At 59.7% G+C, this 19,489-nt stretch carries 16 protein-coding genes; 10 read left to right on the top strand and 6 right to left on the bottom strand.

Going from position 1 to position 19,489, the window contains the following annotated elements:
* Window positions 1-122: 122 nt before the first annotated feature.
* The 3 genes from ACA079_RS05665 to ACA079_RS05655 all read right to left on the bottom strand — a co-directional run bounded on the left by ACA079_RS05665 (window position 123) and on the right by ACA079_RS05655 (window position 3,074).
* Window positions 123-1,001, bottom strand: coding sequence for an ATPase (locus tag ACA079_RS05665; RefSeq protein ID WP_497702854.1), 879 nt, complete (start codon window positions 999-1,001; stop codon window positions 123-125).
* Between the two features lie 118 nt (window positions 1,002-1,119).
* Window positions 1,120-2,112 carry an NAD-dependent epimerase/dehydratase family protein gene (locus ACA079_RS05660; protein WP_134417453.1) on the bottom strand — a complete coding sequence of 331 codons (993 nt, stop codon included), beginning with the start codon at window positions 2,110-2,112 and terminating at the stop codon, window positions 1,120-1,122.
* A 68-nt stretch (window positions 2,113-2,180) separates the two neighbouring features.
* Window positions 2,181-3,074 carry a LysR family transcriptional regulator ArgP gene (locus ACA079_RS05655; protein ID WP_008156078.1) on the bottom strand — a complete coding sequence of 298 codons (894 nt, stop codon included), beginning with the start codon at window positions 3,072-3,074 and terminating at the stop codon, window positions 2,181-2,183.
* Between the two features lie 96 nt (window positions 3,075-3,170).
* Between ACA079_RS05655 and ACA079_RS05650 the strand changes: the two genes are divergently transcribed.
* The 10 genes from ACA079_RS05650 to ACA079_RS05605 all read left to right on the top strand — a co-directional run bounded on the left by ACA079_RS05650 (window position 3,171) and on the right by ACA079_RS05605 (window position 17,609).
* Window positions 3,171-3,572: an ACT domain-containing protein gene (locus tag ACA079_RS05650; protein WP_033057513.1), complete on the top strand. Its 402-nt coding sequence runs from the start codon at window positions 3,171-3,173 to the stop codon at window positions 3,570-3,572.
* 7 nt (window positions 3,573-3,579) lie between these two features.
* Window positions 3,580-4,182 (top strand): LysE/ArgO family amino acid transporter, encoded by a 603-nt coding sequence (locus ACA079_RS05645; RefSeq protein WP_074874063.1) that lies wholly within the window; start codon window positions 3,580-3,582, stop codon window positions 4,180-4,182.
* A gap of 176 nt (window positions 4,183-4,358) precedes the next feature.
* A complete protein-coding gene (locus tag ACA079_RS05640; protein WP_095133215.1) occupies window positions 4,359-4,955 on the top strand; it encodes a superoxide dismutase in 597 nt (198 codons plus the stop codon).
* Window positions 4,956-5,674: 719 nt separating this feature from the next.
* On the top strand, window positions 5,675-7,726 hold the full coding sequence (locus ACA079_RS05635) for a putative bifunctional diguanylate cyclase/phosphodiesterase (RefSeq protein WP_497702853.1): 2,052 nt from the start codon (window positions 5,675-5,677) through the stop codon (window positions 7,724-7,726).
* A 220-nt stretch (window positions 7,727-7,946) separates the two neighbouring features.
* A complete protein-coding gene (locus tag ACA079_RS05630) occupies window positions 7,947-9,305 on the top strand; it encodes an imelysin family protein (protein WP_497702852.1) in 1,359 nt (452 codons plus the stop codon).
* Window positions 9,306-9,583: 278 nt separating this feature from the next.
* Entirely contained in the window at window positions 9,584-11,011 is a 1,428-nt protein-coding gene (locus ACA079_RS05625) for a di-heme oxidoreductase family protein (protein ID WP_497702851.1), read from the top strand.
* Window positions 11,012-11,037: 26 nt separating this feature from the next.
* Window positions 11,038-12,102 (top strand): imelysin family protein, encoded by a 1,065-nt coding sequence (locus ACA079_RS05620; RefSeq protein ID WP_497702850.1) that lies wholly within the window; start codon window positions 11,038-11,040, stop codon window positions 12,100-12,102.
* Window positions 12,103-12,116: 14 nt separating this feature from the next.
* Window positions 12,117-13,217 (top strand): DUF1513 domain-containing protein, encoded by a 1,101-nt coding sequence (locus ACA079_RS05615; protein WP_497702849.1) that lies wholly within the window; start codon window positions 12,117-12,119, stop codon window positions 13,215-13,217.
* A gap of 203 nt (window positions 13,218-13,420) precedes the next feature.
* Window positions 13,421-14,569 carry an efflux RND transporter periplasmic adaptor subunit gene (locus ACA079_RS05610; protein WP_497702848.1) on the top strand — a complete coding sequence of 383 codons (1,149 nt, stop codon included), beginning with the start codon at window positions 13,421-13,423 and terminating at the stop codon, window positions 14,567-14,569.
* Between the two features lie 13 nt (window positions 14,570-14,582).
* Window positions 14,583-17,609: a multidrug efflux RND transporter permease subunit gene (locus ACA079_RS05605; RefSeq protein ID WP_497702847.1), complete on the top strand. Its 3,027-nt coding sequence runs from the start codon at window positions 14,583-14,585 to the stop codon at window positions 17,607-17,609.
* A 142-nt stretch (window positions 17,610-17,751) separates the two neighbouring features.
* Here ACA079_RS05605 and ACA079_RS05600 read toward each other — a convergent pair whose 3' ends face one another.
* From ACA079_RS05600 to ACA079_RS05590, 3 genes are read right to left on the bottom strand one after another with little or no spacing between them, the layout of a single operon-like run.
* Window positions 17,752-17,979 carry a hypothetical protein gene (locus ACA079_RS05600; protein WP_134417431.1) on the bottom strand — a complete coding sequence of 76 codons (228 nt, stop codon included), beginning with the start codon at window positions 17,977-17,979 and terminating at the stop codon, window positions 17,752-17,754.
* Window positions 17,980-17,981: 2 nt separating this feature from the next.
* Window positions 17,982-18,695 carry a lipopolysaccharide kinase InaA family protein gene (locus ACA079_RS05595; protein WP_497702846.1) on the bottom strand — a complete coding sequence of 238 codons (714 nt, stop codon included), beginning with the start codon at window positions 18,693-18,695 and terminating at the stop codon, window positions 17,982-17,984.
* A 4-nt stretch (window positions 18,696-18,699) separates the two neighbouring features.
* Window positions 18,700-19,368: a class I SAM-dependent methyltransferase gene (locus ACA079_RS05590; protein WP_497633087.1), complete on the bottom strand. Its 669-nt coding sequence runs from the start codon at window positions 19,366-19,368 to the stop codon at window positions 18,700-18,702.
* Between the last annotated feature and the right edge of the window lie 121 nt (window positions 19,369-19,489).

Here is a 19,489-nt window from a genome sequence, read left to right as displayed (position 1 = left end):
GCTGCGAAGCAGTCGCAAACCGGGCACCGCGGATTATCTGAAGGACCGCAGCGAAGGGATTTGGGGCGGCTTCGCCACCCAGCGGGAGCAAGCTCCCTCGCCACGGGTGTTCAGCATCCGGACTATTGCGTTCGGGCGCGCAGCTGCTGCTGCAGATTCTGGATCTGCGCCTGAAGGGTGTTGATGTTGCGGGTGACCTGGCTACGGAAGGCGTCGAATTCGGCGGTATTGGTCCCGCCTGGCGTCGCGGCCGGGCGATTATCCTGTTGGCTTTTGAGGATGATGACTTCCTGCTCCAGACGCTCGATGGCGGCGCTCGGGTTGCCTTGTTTCTTCAGTGCAACGATGTCGGAGCCAAGGCTCTTGAGTTGCGCGTCGAATTTGTCTGTGTCCGCCGGGGTGCTTTTCAGCACGGCTACATCGCTGTTCAAGACTTTGACCTGAGCCTGCAATTGAATGGTGGCGGTCTGTTGTTCGGTGCCTTGCTCGGTTATCTGCGCCAAGCGCTTATCCAGCTCGGTGGTCTGGGCGGTCATCTGCGCCAGACGCTTGTCCAGATCGGTGGTCTGGCCGAGAACGCCTTGCTGCTGTTTACTTTGATCCTGGAGCCTGCTTTCCAGCTGCTTGATTTGCAGCTTCAAGGCTTCGCTGTCGCTGCTGACGTTGGTCTGACTGGCGACAACCTTGCCGGAAATGTCCTGCAAGCGCCCCGCCGCATCCTCACTGATACGCGCGAAACTTTCCTGGGTCGCCACCAATTGCTGTTCCATCAGCGAAAGCTGCTGAAAGCTCCACCAGGCAAGGCCTGCGAACGCAAAGAACAAGGCGCCGACCAGCGCCCACAGCGGGCCGGTGCTCGGGCTTTTGACTTTGACGACTGGCGCGGGCCGCGAATGCACGGAGTTACGAGCGGTGGTCGGAAAATCATCGTCGTCGAGGCTGTCGGCACGCAGGCTCGGTACATCGTCGAAGTCGTCGTTGGCATCGTTACGCATGGACATTGAGTCAACCTTTGTGGAACGCGGTGATGGCTTGATGCGGCGCAGTATAACCCCCACTGCCGCATCGATTGACCCTCAACCCCGAACTCGGTTCAGTGTGGCGGCGCTAACCCATGCGTCAGCGGATGTCCTGGGCCTTCCACCAGCCGCAGAATTCATCGAGGGCGGTCCAGAGACTGACTTTCGGATCGTAGTCCAGATAATGCCGGGCGCGGCTGATGTCCAGGGTGAAATTTTTGTTCATCACCTGCATGCCCAGGCGCGACAGGGTCGGTTCGGGACGACCCGGCCACAACTTGCACACCCCCTCGTTGAGCGCCGCCACGGTGTAGGCCAAACCGTAGGAACGGTAGCGCGTAACCTGTGGGACATCCATCTTGCGCATCACGTAATTGACCACGTCCCACAACGGCACCGGCGTGCCGTTGCTGATGTTGTAGGCCTTGCCCAACGCCGAACCACTGGCCAGCAGACTGCTGAGCAACGCTTCGTTGAGGTTTTGCACGCTGGTGAAATCAACCTTGTTCAGACCGTTGCCGATGATCGCGAGCCGTCCTTTACGCTGCATTTTCAACAGCCGCGGGAAGATGCTCATGTCGCCAGCCCCCGTCACGAAACGCGGGCGCAGGGCCAGGGTTTCGAGACCGAACTCCTGAGCGCCGAAAACTTTTTGCTCGGCCAGGTATTTGGTCGCGGCGTAGGGATGCTTGAAGCGCTTGGGCACCTGTTCTTCGGTCAGCCCCAGGTGATCACGGCCATCAAAGTAGATCGACGGCGACGACAAGTGCACCAGTCGCCGAACCCGCTGTTTCAGGCAGGCCTCGACCACGTTTTCGGTGACCTGCACGTTGCCTTGATGGAAGTCCTGATAACGCCCCCACAAACCGACCGCACCGGCGCAATGCACCACGGCTTCGACATCTGAGCACAGGTCGCGCGCCAGTTCCGGGTCGCTCAAGTCACCCTGGATGAACTCGGCGCCACGGCGCACCAGATGCTCCACACTTTCGGCCCGGCGACCGTTGACCCGCACGTCCAGGCCCTGCTCCAGGGCAAAACGCGCAAAGCGCCCGCCAATGAAGCCGCTTGCGCCGGTAACCAGAATCTTCATGAATTGCTCCGAATATTTCGTTTTGCGTTTTGCATATCGCGTAAGGCGTGAGGTCTTGACGCTGCCCGTCAGTCCAACGGCACCAGCCATTGCTTCGACGAACGCACCAACTGATCGGTGAGTAACCCCAGCAACTGGCCGCCATTGCGCCAATGATGCCAGTACAGCGGCACATCGATCGGCTTATCAGGCAAAAGCTCTACCAATACGCCGCGCTCCAGTTGCTCGCGCACCTGCAGTTCAGGCACCAGGCCCCAACCGAGGCCCGCTTCCGTGAGGCGGATGAAGCCTTCGGACGAGGGGCATAGATGGTGTTCGAATCCGCCATCGACGCCGAGGGACGCGAGGTAGCGATGCTGTAGGAAATCGTCCGGGCCAAACACCAAGGCGGGCGTTTTCGACAACAGATCGGCGCGTACACCTTCAGGAAAATGCCGGGCAATAAAAGCCGGGCTGGCCAACGCACGGTAGCGCATGGCCCCCAGCAAAACGCTGCGCGCGCCGGCCACCGGGCGCTCGCTGGCGCAGACGCACGCCGCGACTTCACCAGCGCGCATGCGTTTGAGGCCGACGGTCTGGTCTTCAACCACCAGATCCAGCAGCAAATGCTGTTCCGCGCAAAAATCCCCGACCGCTACGGCCCACCACGTGGCGAGGCTGTCGGCATTCAAGGCGATGCGCAGACGTTCCGGCAGACCTTCTTCGTCGAGTGCCGGCACCAATGTTTGCAAGTCCCGTTCAAGTAAACGCACCTGCTGCACATGGTTGAGCAGCCGTCGGCCGATTTCGGTCGGGGCCGGCGGTGTCACCCGCACCAGCACTGGTTGGCCGACCCGCGCCTCGAGCAATTTAATGCGCTGGGAGATCGCCGATTGCGACAAGCCGAGCACCTGAGCCGCACGTTCGAACCCGGCCTGCTCGACCACCGCGGCCAAGGCAGAAAGCAATTTATAGTCGAACATCAGTTTTCCTAATGAGCGATCAGCATGATTGGTTTTTCTTATACAGCTTTGCACCGGAGAATGGCCAGCAAGAACTCTTGAACAAGGATCATCGACATGGCTGGCGAAACTTCATTGGCAACCCTGCTGCGCAGCATGAGCCCGCAACTCAACGTCGGCGAATACGTGTTCTGCACCCTGCGCGACGGCAAGCTGCCGGCAGGTCTTGAAATTGTCGGCAGCTTTCGCGAGCAGGAAGGTCTGACGGTGATCCTGGAACGTTCCCACGCCGAGAAGGCGGGTTTCAGTTTCGATTACGTCGCGGCTTGGATCACCTTGAACGTGCACTCGGCCCTCGAAGCCGTCGGCCTGACCGCCGCGTTCGCCACGGCATTAGGCCAGGCCGGCATCAGCTGCAACGTGATTGCCGGCTATTACCACGACCATTTATTTGTCGGCCAGGCCGATGCCGAACGCGCCCTGCACGTGCTGCGGGATCTGGCGGCCAACGCGGAGTAAACATCTTATGTGGCAAAGCTATGTGAACGGCCTGTTGGTGGCCGCGGGGCTGATCATGGCGATCGGTACTCAGAATGCGTTTGTGTTGGCTCAGAGCCTTCGGCGTGAACATCACCTGCCCGTGGCGGCACTTTGCGTGACCTGCGATGCCTTGCTGGTGGCCGCCGGAGTATTCGGCCTGGCGACGGTGCTGGCGCAGAACCCGACGTTGCTGGCAGTCGCCCGTTGGGGTGGCGCGGTGTTTTTGATTTGGTATGGCAGCCTGGCATTGCGTCGGGCCTGCTCGAAACAGAGCCTGCAACAGGGCGAAAACCAAACCGTGCGCTCGCTGCGCGCGGTGATGCTCAGTGCTTTGGCCGTCACGCTGCTTAACCCGCACGTTTATCTGGATACCGTGTTGCTGATTGGCTCTCTCGGTGCCCAACAAACCGAGCCCGGCGCTTATGTCGTGGGCGCGGCCAGTGCGTCGCTGCTGTGGTTTTTCACCCTGGCGCTCGGCGCGGCGTGGTTGGCGCCATGGTTGGCTCGACCAAGTACCTGGCGAATCCTTGATCTGTTGGTAGCGGTCATGATGTTCACAGTGGCGTTTCAATTAATCGTCGCCAGCTGATTATTCCAAAAGGCTCTGGAACCTCTATTCCACACAGTTGTTGCGTGGTTATGCCGCACCCCCGGTGCTATGATCCGATCCGATGCGCCGCAAAGAGTACAAACTCCCCGGCGCTTGTCTGGCCGCCCGTGATCGGCCTTGCGCTCACCGCAACTGACCTGATTAGGAGAATCATCATGGCTTTCGAATTGCCGCCGCTGCCTTACGCACACGATGCCCTGCAGCCGCACATTTCCAAGGAAACTCTGGAATACCACCACGACAAGCACCACAACACCTATGTCGTGAACCTGAACAACCTGGTGCCAGGCACCGAGTTCGAAGGCAAGACTCTGGAAGAAATCGTCAAATCTTCCTCGGGCGGTATCTTCAACAACGCCGCTCAGGTCTGGAACCACACTTTCTACTGGAACTGCCTGGCGCCAAACGCCGGCGGTCAACCAACCGGCGCACTGGCTGACGCGATCAACGCAGCCTTCGGTTCGTTCGACAAGTTCAAGGAAGAATTCAGCAAGACTTCCATCGGCACCTTCGGTTCCGGTTGGGGCTGGCTGGTGAAAAAGGCTGACGGTTCCCTGGCCCTGGCCAGCACCATCGGCGCCGGCAACCCGCTGACCAACGGCGACACCCCGCTGCTGACCTGCGACGTCTGGGAACACGCTTACTACATCGACTACCGCAACCTTCGTCCAAAATACGTCGAAGCGTTCTGGAACCTGGTCAACTGGAAATTCGTGGCTGAGCAGTTCGAAGGCAAAACCTTCACCGCTTAAGATCGACGCCAGTCAAAAAAACCCGGCTTAGGTCGGGTTTTTTTATGGGCGCGGGAAATGTGTTGTCTGTCAGGCCGCCATCGCGAGCAAGCTCGCTCCCACAATGGATCGGGTACGCCTTCCGCCTCTCACCACTCAACAGGCCGAGCGTTAGCTCGCCTGCAGCTCTTGATCTTGACCCACCCGCCCCTTCGGGAGGCTGAGTGGAGGCGTTCATCTGGGGGGGAGGCGCGCAGCGCCGTTCGACGCAGTCGAACACATCGAGAGGAGGTCGAAGCGCAGCCGACCGTAGGCGATGCCCCCAGATGAATGCCGGAGCGAAGGAACGCCGAGCCTAAGCGAGGGGCCGGACGCTCGGGGCGAGACCTTTTGGTTCCTTTTGGGGCGTTTGCCAAAAGGGACTCGCCGTAAGGGCGAAACCATAAGCCGCCGTTACCGCAGAAATGGATATACACACAGACCAAATCCCCACAGCGACCCCTTGCCCCAACGCCACAGCCGTCTAACATCAACCAAACAGAAAATATGTCCAAATCCCCCTCAAGTTGAAGGACTCAACAACCGACACAGTACAAACAGCGCAAATACTCCAAACCACAGCATTTCGGCCAAGCTACAGGCAAAACCCCATGTGATTGATTGTCCCTTTGACTGACATCACCGGATTGCCAATACTCATGGCAACTTGACGCTACCCGCACGGAACAAGGAATGACTCTTTGAAGCTGGAACTCAAGAACAGCTTGTCGGTGAAGTTGCTTCGGGTCGTGCTCCTGTCGGCATTGATCGTCGGCGTAGTCTTGAGCTGCGCGCAGATCGTTTTCGATGCCTATAAAACACGCCAGGCCGTGGCCAGCGATGCTCAACGCATCCTCGACATGTTCCGCGACCCCTCGACCCAGGCCGTCTACAGCCTGGACCGGGAAATGGGTATGCAGGTGATCGAAGGCCTGTTTCAGGACGACGCTGTGCGCAAGGCCTCCATTGGCCATCCCAACGAAGCCATGCTCGCGCAAAAGTCTCGCGAGCTGCAGCACTCCGACAGTCGCTGGCTGACCGACCTGATCCTCGGCAAGGAACGCACCTTCACCACCCAACTGGTGGGTCGCGGCCCTTACAGCGAGTATTACGGCGACTTGAGTATCACCCTCGACACTGCCACCTATGGTCAGGGTTTCATCGTCAGTTCGGTGATCATCTTCATCTCCGGCGTGTTGCGTGCCATGGCCATGGGGCTGGTGCTGTACCTGGTCTATCACTGGCTGCTGACCAAACCGCTGTCGCGGATCATCGAACACCTCACGGAAATCAACCCGGATCGCCCCAGCGCACACAAAATCCCGCTGCTCAAGGGGCATGAAAAGAACGAACTGGGGATCTGGATCAACACCGCCAACCAGTTGCTCGAGTCCATCGAGCGCAACACCCATTTGCGCCACGAAGCGGAAAACAGCCTGCTTCGCATGGCCCAGTACGACTTCCTCACCGGCCTGCCAAACCGCCAGCAATTACAGCAGCAACTGGACAAAATCCTGGTAGACGCCGGCAAGTTGCAACGTCGGGTCGCGGTATTGGTGGTCGGCCTGGACGACTTCAAGGGCATCAACGAACAATTCAGCTACCAGACCGGCGACCAACTGCTGCTGGCTTTGGCCGATCGCCTGCGCGCTCACAGTGGACGCCTTGGCGCCCTCGCCCGTCTCGGCGGCGACCAGTTCGCCCTGGTTCAGGCCGACATCGAACAACCCTACGAAGCGGCCGAACTGGCCCAAAGCATTCTCGATGACCTGGAAGCGGCATTTGCCCTCGATCATCAGGAGATTCGCCTGCGCGCCACCATCGGCATCACCCTGTTCCCCGAGGACGGTGACAGCACCGAGAAACTGCTGCAAAAAGCCGAGCAGACCATGACCCTGGCCAAGACTCGCTCGCGCAACCGTTATCAGTTCTATATCGCCAGCGTCGACACCGAGATGCGCCGCCGTCGCGAGCTGGAAAAAGACCTGCGCGACGCCTTGACCCGTGGCCAGTTCTACCTCGTCTACCAGCCGCAGATCAGCTATCGCGATCACCGGGTGGTGGGTGTCGAGGCGCTGATTCGCTGGCAGCATCCCGAGCACGGGCTGGTTCCGCCGGACTTGTTCATCCCCCTGGCCGAGCAGAACGGCACCATCATCGCCATCGGCGAATGGGTGCTGGATCAGGCGTGCAAGCAATTGCGCGACTGGCATGATCAGGGTTTCGTCGACCTGCGCATGGCGGTGAATCTGTCCACGGTGCAACTGCACCACGCCGAGTTGCCACGGGTGGTCAACAACCTCCTGCAGATGTACCGCCTGCCTCCGCGCAGCCTGGAGCTGGAAGTTACCGAAACCGGCCTGATGGAAGACATCAGCACGGCCGCCCAGCACCTGCTGAGCCTGCGCCGCTCCGGTGCGCTGATCGCGATCGACGACTTCGGCACCGGTTACTCGTCATTGAGTTATCTGAAAAGCCTGCCGCTGGACAAGATCAAGATCGACAAGAGCTTCGTTCAGGACCTGCTCGATGACGACGACGATGCGACCATCGTTCGGGCCATCATCCAGCTGGGCAAGAGCCTGGGCATGCAGGTGATTGCCGAAGGCGTGGAAACCATCGAGCAAGAGGCCTACATCATCTCCGAGGGCTGTCACGAAGGTCAGGGCTATCTCTACAGCAAGCCGCTACCGGCGCGGGAATTGAGCGCGTATCTGAAACAGGCCCAGCGCAGTAACGCGGCTATTTTGTAGAAGATCGAGAAATCGCAGCCTCGTTTCACTCTGTAGCAGCTGTGTAGGAGCTGTCGAGTGCAACGAGGCTGCGATCTCTTGATCTACGACACAACTCCCGCCTGAATAAGAAATATTTACAAGCACAACCCTTTACACATAATGCGAAAGATTTGCATTATGTCGCAGTTTTGCGCGCTTGCTGCGCCATTCCACCCCCTCTCGAAGCAGGATGTTCGCCATGATTCGTATGCCTCTGGCTACCGCCAGTCTGTTGGCCATCGCTATTTCCCTCGCCGGTTGTGGCGAAGGCAAAGACAAAGCTGCCGCTCCGCAGACGCCGACTCCGGCCGCCAGCACCACGGCCCCGGCCGCTGCACCTGCTGCTGCGCCTGCCGCTACCAGTAAAGTCGACGAAGCCGCCGCCAAAGCCGTTGTCGCGCATTACGCCGACATCGTCTTCGCCGTTTACAGCGATGCCGAATCTACCGCGAAGACCCTGCAAACTGCCGTTGACGCCTTCCTCGCCAAGCCGAACGCCGACACCCTGAAAGCTGCCAAGGCTGCCTGGATCGCTGCCCGCGTTCCTTACCTGCAGAGCGAAGTGTTCCGCTTCGGCAACACCATCATCGACGACTGGGAAGGTCAGGTGAACGCCTGGCCACTGGACGAAGGCCTGATCGACTACGTCGACAAATCCTACGAGCACGCACTGGGTAACCCGGGCGCCACGGCCAACATCATCGCCAACACCCAGGTTCAGGTCGGCGAAGACAAGATCGACGTGAAAGACATTACCCCGGCAAAACTCGCCAGCCTGAACGAGCTGGGTGGTTCCGAGGCCAACGTTGCCACCGGCTACCACGCCATCGAATTCCTGCTCTGGGGCCAGGACCTGAACGGCACCGGCCCTGGTGCTGGCAACCGTCCTGCTTCCGATTACCTGGAAGGCAAAGGCGCAACCGGCGGTCATAACGATCGTCGTCGCGCTTACCTGAAGTCCGTGACCCAACTGCTGGTCAGCGACCTGGAAGAAATGGTCGGTAACTGGAAGCCGAACGTGGCCGACAACTACCGCGCCACCCTGGAAGCCGAGCCAGCTGAATCCGGCCTGCGCAAAATGCTGTTCGGCATGGGCAGCCTGTCCCTGGGCGAACTGGCGGGCGAGCGCATGAAGGTTTCCCTGGAAGCCAACTCGCCGGAAGACGAACACGACTGCTTCAGCGACAACACCCACAATTCGCAGTTCTACGATGCCAAAGGCGTTCGTAACGTGTACCTGGGCGAATACACCCGCGTCGACGGCACCAAAATGACTGGCGCCAGCCTGTCGTCCCTGGTGGCCAAGGCTGACCCGGCTGCCGACACCGCGCTGAAAGCCGACCTGGCTGCGACCGAAGCCAAGATGCAGGTCATCGTCGATCATGCCAACAAGGGTGAGCACTACGACCAACTGATCGCCGCCGGCAACACCGCTGGCAACCAGATCGTCCGCGACGCTATCGCCTCCCTGGTCAAGCAGACCGGTTCGATCGAAGCCGCCGCTGGCAAACTGGGCATCAGTGACCTGAACCCGGACAACGCTGATCACGAATTCTGATCAACGCTGGCTGAATAAAAAGGCGACCTTCGGGTCGCCTTTTTCATGCCTGCCTGAATGCAATCCCCTGTGGGAGCGAGCTTGCTCGCGATGAGGCCGTGTCAGTCAAAATAGATGCTGACTGTAGGACCGCTATCGCGAGCAAGCTCGCTCCCACAGGGGTTGTGGGTGTCCAGAAAAAATGCTCCACATCAACCAAACGATAATTCCTCTTATTCAATCTCCCCTGCCCTGTTAGACTTTGCGCCCCTTGTTTTGCTCGTCTTGCAGGATGTCTGATGCCCTCGCTGCCTCTTCGCTTGTCCGCACTGTTGCTGGCCCTGGGCCTGAGTGCCTGCGATGACGCCCCGCGTTTTACAAAAGCCGAACCCGGCGAAGCCCGGTCCGGTGGCAGCGCAACCGTGCGCAAGACCGATCAGAACTCATTTTCCCTGCCGTCCGCCAACCTGCCGCCGTCACGGCGCGTGGACTTCAGTGTCGGCAACAGCTTTTTCCGTAATCCCTGGGTGATCGCCCCGTCGACCACTACCGCCAGGGACGGACTCGGCCCGTTGTTCAATACCAACGCGTGCCAGAACTGCCACATCAAGGACGGACGCGGTCATCCGCCCACGCCTGATGCGCAGAACGCCGTGTCGATGCTGGTGCGCCTGTCGATTCCCGATGCGCCGGCCTTTGCCAAGGTCATCGAGCAACTCGGTGTCGTCCCGGAGCCGGTCTACGGCGGGCAATTCCAGGACATGTCCGTGCCGGGTGTCGTGCCGGAAGGCAAAGTGCGCGTCGATTACACGCCCGTTCCGATTCGCTTCAAGGACGGCACCGAAGTCGAGTTGCGCAAACCGACGTTGCAGATCAGCCAACTCGGCTACGGCCCGATGCACCCTGACACGCGATTCTCGGCCAGGGTTGCACCGCCAATGATTGGCCTGGGCCTGCTCGAAGCGATTCCCGACGAGGCGATCCTGGCCAATGCCGAGGCTCAGGCAAAAGACAAAAATGGTATCGCCGGGCGCCCGAACCGGGTCTGGGATGACGCGCAGCAAAAAACCGTTCTCGGGCGATTTGGCTGGAAGGCCGGCCAACCAAACCTCAATCAACAAAATGTTCACGCGTTTTCCGGTGACATGGGCCTGACCACAAGCCTGAGGCCCGTCGACGACTGCAGCGCCGCGCAAACCGCTTGCAAGCAAGCGCCTAACGGCAACGGCCCGGATGGCGAGCCGGAAGTCAGCGACAACATCCTGCGCCTGGTGCTGTTCTACAGCCGTAACCTCGCCGTACCGGCCCGCCGCGATGTCAGCGCCCCCGAGGTGCTGGCCGGCAAGACTCTGTTTTTCCAGGCCGGATGTCAGTCCTGCCACACCCCGAAATACACCACCGCCGCCAACGCCGCAGAACCTGAACTGGCCAATCAAGTGATTCGCCCTTACAGCGATCTGCTGCTGCATGACATGGGCGACGGTCTGGCCGACAACCGTAGCGAATTCCAGGCCAGCGGCCGCGACTGGCGCACCCCGCCGTTGTGGGGCATCGGCCTGACGCAAGCGGTCAGTGGCCACACCCAGTTTTTGCATGATGGCCGCGCCCGCAATCTGCTCGAAGCCGTGCTCTGGCATGGCGGCGAAGCAACAGCGGCGCAGCAACAGGTTTTGTCTTTCAATGCCGAGCAGCGCGCTGCGTTGCTGGCGTTCTTGAATTCCCTTTAATACGTATTCCATAGCGGGAGCCCGACATGTTCCGTCCCAAATTGTTGTTCACCAGCCTTGCCGCGCTAGCCTTGGGCGCCTGTTCGCCGCAGGATCCGCAGGCCGTCACGTCGGCGGCGATCGCCAAGTCGGTGATCCTGCCGACCTACACGCGCTGGGTTGAAGCCGACCGCCAACTGGCCGTCAGTGCTTTGGCTTACTGCGAAGGCAAGGAAAACCTCGACACCGCCCGTGCCGACTTCCTGCATGCGCAGAAAGCCTGGGCCGAGCTGCAACCGCTGCTGATCGGGCCGCTGGCCGAAGGCAATCGCGCCTGGCAGGTGCAGTTCTGGCCGGACAAGAAAAACCTCGTCGGCCGTCAGGTCGAGCAACTGGTCACCGCACAGCCGCAGATCGATGCCGCTGCCTTGGCCAAGTCCAGCGTTGTGGTTCAAGGCCTTTCCGCCTACGAATACATCCTGTTCGACAGCAAGCCTGATGTGGCCAACGCTGAACAGAAAGCCAAGTACTGCCCGCTGCTGATCGCGATTGGCGAGCGTCAGAAACAACTGGCCGAAGAGATTCTGAAAAGCTGGAACAACACCGACGGCATGCTCGCGCAGATGAGCAAATTCCCGAACCAGCGCTACGCCGATTCCCACGAAGCCATCGCCGATCTGTTGCGCGTCCAAGTCACCGCCCTCGACAGCCTGAAGAAAAAACTCGGCACGCCGATGGGCCGTCAGACCAAGGGTGTGCCGCAACCGTTCCAGGCGGATGCATGGCGCAGCCAGTCGTCCCTGGCCGGCCTCGAAGCCAGCCTCGCCGCCGCCAAAACGGTATGGGAAGGTGTCGACAACAAAGGCCTGCGTGGTCTGTTGCCGAACGAGCAGAAACCCTTGGCCGACAAGATCGACGCCGCTTACGCCGCGGCCCTGAAACTGTTCGCCAGCAACCAGCGTTCGCTGACCGAAATGCTTAACGACGATGCCGGTCGCCAACAGCTAAACGATATCTACGACAGCCTCAACGTCGTCCACCGCCTGCACGAAGGCGAATTGGCCAAGGCGCTGGGCATCCAACTGGGCTTCAACGCCAACGACGGTGACTGATGAGGGCAAGTTCCATGCTGCGACGCCAGGCTCTGACGTTAGGTAGTTTGCTGCTGGGTGCGGTGACACTGGGCGGCTGGACGCTGTTCAAGCAGAAGGACAAAAGCCCGCTGCTGCTCTCGGCGCGGGACGATACCGACGGCAAGCACTATGCCGTCGGTTACCGGCTGGACGGCACCCGGGTGTTTGCCACCCAGGTCGGCCAGCGTTGCCACGACATCATCAACCACCCGACGCTGCCGATTGCGCTGTTCGTCGCCCGTCGTCCTGGCACCGAGAGTTACCTGATCGACCTGCGCGACGGCACGCTGCTGCAAACCGTGACCTCGCTGCCGAACCGGCATTTCTACGGTCACGCGGTGATTCACAAGAGCGGCGACTGGCTGTACGCCACCGAGAACGACACCTCCGATCCGGGTCGCGGCTTGCTGGGTGTGTATAAGTTCGAAGGTGAGCGACTTATCCACAGCGGCGAGATTTCGACCCACGGCGTCGGCCCGCATCAGGTGTCGTGGATGCCCGATGGCGAAACCCTGGTGGTCGCCAATGGCGGCATTCGCACCGAGGCCGAAAGCCGCGTCGAGATGAACCTCAACGCCATGGAGCCGAGCCTGGTCCTGATGCAACGCGACGGCACCTTGCTGAGCAAGGAAACCCTCGCCCAGCAGATGAACAGCGTGCGTCATTTGGGGATCGCCAGCGACGGCACCATCGTCGCCGGTCAGCAGTTCATGGGGCCGTCTCACGAGTCTTCGGAGCTGCTGGCGATCAAGCGTCCCGGCCTGCCGTTCGTGGCCTTCCCGGTGCCTGAGCATCAGTTGCAGGCCATGGGGCATTACACCGCCAGCGTCGCGGTGCACAGCGAACTGCGCCTGGTGGCGTTGACCGCGCCCCGGGGTAACCGCTTTTTCATCTGGGATCTGGACAGCGGTGAAGTGCGCCTGGACGCGCCGCTTCCCGATTGCGCCGGGGTCGGCGCGGTAGCCGATGGCTTTGTCGTGACCTCGGGTCAGGGGCGCTGCCGGTTCTACGACTGCCGCCAGACAAGCCTTGTTGCAAAGCCCCTCGATCTACCCGCAGGGCTCTGGGATAACCACCTGCACCTGATGGCGTGAATAACGCCGAAAAGATCGCAGCCTTCGGCAGCTCCTACATCGGAAGGCGTACACCCTGTAGGAGCTGCCGAAGGCTGCGATCTTTTCAGACCAACGCCAATCGATAGCCTTACACCCTGTAAGTTCTGCCAGTTGGAATCCCCGGCACACTCGGAGTAATGTGCCCGACTGTCTCACCTGATTTTCTCCAAGGAAGTGGAAATATGCTGCGTCGCCGCATGCTGATCATGTTGGGTGTTGTTTTGCTGATCGTGCTGGTCCTGGCCGGTTACAAAGCCTTCTCCATCTATACGATGATTCAGGGCTTTGCTGCGCCGAAACCGGCGATCAGTGTCGCCGTGGCCACGGCCACCGAACGGCCGTGGCAAGCACGCCTGCCCACCGTCGGCACGCTCAAGGCGCTGCAAGGCGTGGACCTGAGCCTGGAGACCGACGGCACCGTCATCGATTTGCAGTTCGAGTCAGGTCAGAAGGTCAAGGTCGGCCAACCGCTGCTGCAACTCGATAGCATTGTGGAAACCGCCCTGCTCGAAACCGCTCAGGCTGACCTGGGTCTGGCGCAGCTCGATTACGGTCGCGGCAGTCAATTGGTGGGCAGCCAGGCCATTTCCAAAGGCGAATTCGACCGGCTCTCTGCCGTGTTGAAAAAGAGCCGGGCCACGGTCAATCAGCTCAAGGCGGCGCTGGCCAAAAAACGCTTGCTCGCACCGTTCAGCGGGACCATCGGCATTCGTCAGGTGGACATCGGTGACTATCTCGCCAGCGGCACCATGATTGCCACCCTGCAAGACCTCAGCAGCCTCTACGTAGACTTCTTCGTGCCCGAGCAGTCGGTACCGAAGATCGCCCTCGGCCAACTGGTACAGATCGTTGTCGCGGCCTACCCGACACAAACCTTCCCCGGCACCATCAGCGCGATCAACCCGAAAGTCGAAAACAGCACGCGCAATGTCCAGGTCCGCGCGACCCTGGCCAATCCCGACGGCAAACTGCTACCGGGGATGTTCGCCAGCCTGCAAGTGTTGTTGCCTGACCCTCAGCCGCGCATCGTCGTGCCGGAAAGCGCGATCACTTACACGCTGTACGGCAACTCGCTCTATGTCGTCGCGCAGAAAAAAGCCGAAGACGGCAGCCTGGAAAAAGACGACAAGGGCCAACCGATCCTGATCGCTGAACGGCGTTTCATCGAAACCGGCGAGCGCCGCGATGGGCAAGTGATGATCACCAAAGGTGTGCAGAACGGCGAAAAAGTGGTCACAGCCGGCCAGATCAAACTGGACAACGGTGCACACATTGCGATCAGCGACGACAAGACCTTAGCCGAGAAGAACAGCCCGCCGCGCGCGGACTGATCAAGGAATCCCCATGGCTTTTACCGACCCGTTCATCCGCCGCCCGGTGCTCGCCACCGTGGTCAGCCTGTTGATTGTGCTGCTGGGCTTCCAGGCCTGGAGCAAGTTGCCGCTGCGCCAATATCCACAAATGGAAAACGCCCTGATCACGGTGACCACCGCTTACCCCGGGGCCAACGCCGAAACCATTCAGGGCTACATCACTCAACCGATGCAACAAAGTCTGGCCAGTGCCGAAGGCATCGATTACATGACCTCGGTCAGTCGCCAGAACTTCTCGGTGATCTCGATCTACGCGCGCATCGGCTCCAACAGCGACCGCTTGTTCACCGAACTGCTGGCCAAAGCCAACGAGGTGAAGAACCAACTGCCTCAGGACGCCGAAGACCCGGTACTGAGCAAGGAAGCCGCCGACGCCTCGGCACTGATGTACATCAGCTTCTTCAGCAAGGAGCTGAGCAACCCGCAGATTACCGACTACCTGTCGCGGGTGATCCAGCCGAAACTGGCGACCCTGCCGGGCATGGCCGAAGCCGAGATTCTCGGCAACCAGGTATTTGCCATGCGTCTGTGGCTGGACCCGGTCAAGCTGGCCGGTTTCGGCCTGACTGCCAGCGACGTGACCGATGCAGTGCGCAAATACAACTTCCTCTCCGCCGCCGGCGAAGTGAAAGGCGAGTACGTCGTCACCAGCATCAACGCCAATACCGAGCTCAAGTCCGCCGAAGCCTTTGCCGCGATTCCGCTCAAGGTCGAGGGCGACAGTCGCGTGCTGCTCAGCGATGTGGCGCGGGTTGAAATGGGTGCGGAAAACTACGACTCGATCAGTTCTTTCGGCGGCACACCCTCGGTGTACATCGGCATCAAGGCCACGCCGGGCGCCAACCCGCTGGACGTGATCAGGGAAGTGCGCAAGATCATGCCGGACCTGGAAGCCCAGCTGCCGCCGAACCTCAAAGTTGAAATCGCCTACGACGCCACGCTGTTCATCCAGGCCTCGATCGACGAAGTGGTGAAAACCCTGTTTGAAGCGGTGCTGATCGTCATTGTGGTGGTGTTCCTGTTTCTCGGCGCGCTGCGTTCGGTGGTGATCCCGGTGGTCACCATCCCGTTGTCGATGATCGGCGTGATGTTCTTCATGCAGATGATGGGCTACTCGATCAACCTGCTGACGTTGCTGGCGATGGTCTTGGCCATCGGCCTGGTGGTGGACGACGCCATTGTGGTGGTGGAAAACATCCACCGACACATCGAAGAAGGCAAGACGCCGCTGGATGCGGCCATCGAAGGCGCTCGGGAAATCGCCATGCCGGTGGTCTCGATGACCATCACCCTGGCAGCGGTCTATGCGCCGATTGGCTTCCTGACGGGGCTCACGGGGGCGCTGTTCAAGGAGTTCGCCCTGACCCTGGCCGGCGCGGTGGTGATCTCCGGCATCGTCGCCCTGACCCTGTCGCCAATGATGTGCGCCTTCCTGCTGCGTCACGACGAAAATCCCAGCGGTCTGGCCCATCGCCTGGACCTGATTTTCGAAGGCCTCAAGCGCCGCTACCGGAGCATGCTTCATGGCACCCTCAACACCCGGCCGGTGGTGCTGGTGTTTGCGGTGATCGTGCTGTGCCTGATTCCGGTGCTGCTCACGTTTACCAAGTCGGAACTGGCGCCGGACGAGGACCAGGGCATCATTTTCATGATGGCCAACGCCCCGCAACCGGCCAACCTCGACTATCTGAGCGCCTACACCGACGAGTTCGTCACGATCTTCAAGACGTTTCCCGAGTACTACTCGTCGTTCCAGATCAATGGCTTCAACGGCGTGCAATCGGGGATCGGCGGCTTCCTGCTCAAACCGTGGAACGAACGCAGCCGCACTCAGATGCAAATCCTGCCCGAGGTACAGAGCAAACTGGAGAGTATTTCCGGGCTGCAGATCTTCGGCTTCAACCTGCCCTCCCTGCCCGGCACCGGCGAGGGGCTGCCGTTTCAGTTCGTCATCAACTCCGCCAACGATTACGAGTCGCTGCTGCAAGTGAGCGACCGAGTGAAAAAGCGGGCAATGGAATCCGGCAAGTTCGCCTTCGTCGACCTCGACCTGGCTTTCGACAAACCTGAAGTGGTGGTGGATATCGATCGCGCCAAGGCTGCGCAGATGGGTGTTTCCATGCAGGACCTGGGCGGGACGCTCGCGACGTTGCTGGGTGAGGCCGAGATCAACCGTTTCACCATTGAAGGTCGCAGCTACAAAGTCATCGCGCAGGTCGAACGGCCCTTCCGGGATAACCCCGACTGGCTGAACAATTATTACGTCAAGAACACCCAAGGCGAACTGCTGGCCCTGTCGACCCTGATCACCGTGACCGACCGGGCGCGTCCACGCCAGTTGAACCAGTTCCAGCAACTCAACTCGGCCATCCTGTCCGGGGTGCCGCTGGTCAGCATGGGTGAAGCCATCGACACCGTGCGCCAGATCGCTCGGGAAGAGGCGCCGGTGGGTTATGCCTTCGATTATGCCGGCGCATCCCGGCAATACGTCCAGGAAGGCAGTGCGCTGTGGGTCACCTTCGCCTTGGCGCTGGCGATCATTTTCCTGGTGCTAGCCGCTCAATTCGAAAGCTTCCGCGATCCGCTGGTGATTCTGGTGACCGTGCCGCTATCAATCTGTGGCGCGCTGATTCCGCTGTTCCTGGGCTGGTCGAGCATGAATATCTACACACAGGTCGGCCTGGTGACGTTGATCGGGCTGATCAGCAAACACGGAATCCTGATCGTCGAATTTGCAAATCAGTTACGCAAGGACAAAGGCCTGACGCCGCGAGAAGCCGTGGAGGAAGCGGCGGCCATTCGTCTGCGTCCGGTTTTGATGACCACTGCTGCGATGGTGTTCGGCATGGTGCCGTTGATCATCGCCACGGGGGCGGGCGCCGTCAGCCGGTTCGACATCGGCATGGTGATCGCCACAGGGATGTCGATCGGGACGTTGTTTACGTTGTTTGTGCTGCCGTGTGTTTACACGCTGCTGGCTAAACCCGATAAACCCTAAAATCAAAAGATCGCAGCCTTCGGCAGCGCCTACAGGGTGTACCCCATTCAATGTAGGAGCTGCCGAAGGCTGCGATCTTTTGATCTTGCAATCGAAAAAAAGGCCTCGCATTTGCGAGGCCTTTATTTGGGTTTCAATCTGTTCAACTTTGTGGCCTCAATCCTTGAGAAAGGCCGAACATGAACAGCAATAAATCATGATCGGGTTGGGATGCCACGGATGCCTTCGCAACGCGTGGCAATGGACAGTGTGCGTCGCCGTTCACTGAACTGAGGACTTGCGTGCGGGGCTGCTCCCAAGCCGCCACCGCTAGTGAAGCAACTGCCAAGGCTCCTATCAAAAATATACCTCGTGCAATTTCGAGTTTCATTGCTATAAACCCTTGATAGCGCTGCCAAACGCCGTCTTATAAAAGTAGACGAGTTTCTGCCAGTCCGTCGTGCTGAACGACGAGTGGCGACGCAGCTGCTTCATGTCATGAGTAGCCGCTTGCCGGGCGGTCAAACGCTGCCGACATTTCTCCAGATCGATCAAGGCCACTTCAACTTTGGCAGCCTCGCCTTCGCCGGTGACACGCACGAATACGTGCTTGGCATAAAGGCAGCTGTGCTGCCAGCGGCCCTTGTGCATCCGGGTCAGGTTCTCGGCCAGTTCCTTCAACACTCGATCATGCACAGCCTCACCGTGACGTTCGCGACCACCGCCAGCGTACCAGTGTTCAATTTCCTCGAAGCCGTCCAGCGCCTTGGTGACCAGCAATGCGCGCCATTTATGTACCGGATCGCGCTGTGCACCACAGAAAACGATTTCCGGAACGCCAACGTCGAGCAGCTTCAGACCGATGAGCGCATCTCGCTCGCGCAATACCGTCGGCCGACCGAACGGGTGCAGCAAACTGCGATGGATATGCCCGGATTGACGTTTAACGTAAAGCAACTGTCCATTGCTGCTCACGACGCGCTGCACGCCACTTTCTCCACCGCGACGGACGTTGGGTTCTTCTACCCACTCACCGCGCTGATTCCAGAAATAGTCGAAGCGGTCCTGAGAAGCGACGTCCGTTTCTGCTGCACATTGCACTGCCATTCTGTTACCTCTTGCGTAATACGTAGACCCGCCACATGGCATAGAGCGGTAAAAAGTCCAGTTGTTCCTGGATACGAAAACCCGCCTGCTCAAATTCCTTTTCAACCGTAGCAGCCGGTAACACAAATCGATTTTGGTAACCTTCCTGCTCACGGGTTTTCTCGAGGCGCTTGCGTTTCCACGCCTTGAAATTGCCGTCCACCCACAGAGAAAGGATCACGCTATCACGCGTGACGCGCTCGAATTCACGCAAAATGGCCAGTCGATGCTCGGCTTCACCGATGTGATGGAGCAAACGCATGCAAAAAATGCTGTCGACGGCGTTATCAGGCAAGGCGATGTCGAATGCAGAAGTGTGCAAGGGTTGTACCCGTTTCACCACCTCGGCAGGTTGCGCCTGCATGGCAATCTTCAGCATGGATTCGGAGTTGTCTGCGCCAATGATCGCACGATTGGTTTTTTCCGCCAGCAATGGCCAGAAACGTCCCGCACCACAGGGCAAATCGAGGATCAGCCCCGGTTCACCGACCAGTGACAGCGCCTTGCGCGCCAGTTGCTCGTCACGCCAGTGAGACAGGCGGCGGCCAAGACCATCCTGGTGTTTACGCAGGTATCGTTGAGCGTGTTGATCGTCGTATTTTTCAGAAAAATCCAGTTTGATCGGACCGGCCATCACCAAGGTCTCCTTAGCTGCTGATGGCACCCACGATAGGCAGCGCCGTGTCAGCGACAGGTCATTCCTTTGTGAAAAAAACGTCATGTAAAACCCCAAATTATTTCGAGGTTTTGCCGGG

It is taken from the genome of Pseudomonas sp. LBUM1645 (assembly GCF_059716185.1).
The sequence above is the reverse complement of the archived record's forward strand: the minus strand, read 5'-3'. Positions and strand labels throughout refer to the sequence as shown.

Bases quoted from the DNA above. Each gene is read 5' to 3' on its own strand.
- ACA079_RS05665 (WP_497702854.1), bottom strand. From the start codon at position 1,001: ATGTCCATGCGTAACGATGCCAACGACGACTTCGACGATGTACCGAGC.
- ACA079_RS05660 (WP_134417453.1), bottom strand. From the start codon at position 2,112: ATGAAGATTCTGGTTACCGGCGCAAGCGGCTTCATTGGCGGGCGCTTT.
- ACA079_RS05655 (WP_008156078.1), bottom strand. From the start codon at position 3,074: ATGTTCGACTATAAATTGCTTTCTGCCTTGGCCGCGGTGGTCGAGCAG.
- ACA079_RS05650 (WP_033057513.1), top strand. From the start codon at position 3,171: ATGGCTGGCGAAACTTCATTGGCAACCCTGCTGCGCAGCATGAGCCCG.
- ACA079_RS05645 (WP_074874063.1), top strand. From the start codon at position 3,580: ATGTGGCAAAGCTATGTGAACGGCCTGTTGGTGGCCGCGGGGCTGATC.
- ACA079_RS05640 (WP_095133215.1), top strand. From the start codon at position 4,359: ATGGCTTTCGAATTGCCGCCGCTGCCTTACGCACACGATGCCCTGCAG.
- ACA079_RS05630 (WP_497702852.1), top strand. From the start codon at position 7,947: ATGATTCGTATGCCTCTGGCTACCGCCAGTCTGTTGGCCATCGCTATT.
- ACA079_RS05625 (WP_497702851.1), top strand. From the start codon at position 9,584: ATGCCCTCGCTGCCTCTTCGCTTGTCCGCACTGTTGCTGGCCCTGGGC.
- ACA079_RS05620 (WP_497702850.1), top strand. From the start codon at position 11,038: ATGTTCCGTCCCAAATTGTTGTTCACCAGCCTTGCCGCGCTAGCCTTG.
- ACA079_RS05615 (WP_497702849.1), top strand. From the start codon at position 12,117: ATGCTGCGACGCCAGGCTCTGACGTTAGGTAGTTTGCTGCTGGGTGCG.
- ACA079_RS05610 (WP_497702848.1), top strand. From the start codon at position 13,421: ATGCTGCGTCGCCGCATGCTGATCATGTTGGGTGTTGTTTTGCTGATC.
- ACA079_RS05605 (WP_497702847.1), top strand. From the start codon at position 14,583: ATGGCTTTTACCGACCCGTTCATCCGCCGCCCGGTGCTCGCCACCGTG.
- ACA079_RS05600 (WP_134417431.1), bottom strand. From the start codon at position 17,979: ATGAAACTCGAAATTGCACGAGGTATATTTTTGATAGGAGCCTTGGCA.
- ACA079_RS05595 (WP_497702846.1), bottom strand. From the start codon at position 18,695: ATGGCAGTGCAATGTGCAGCAGAAACGGACGTCGCTTCTCAGGACCGC.
- ACA079_RS05590 (WP_497633087.1), bottom strand. From the start codon at position 19,368: ATGGCCGGTCCGATCAAACTGGATTTTTCTGAAAAATACGACGATCAA.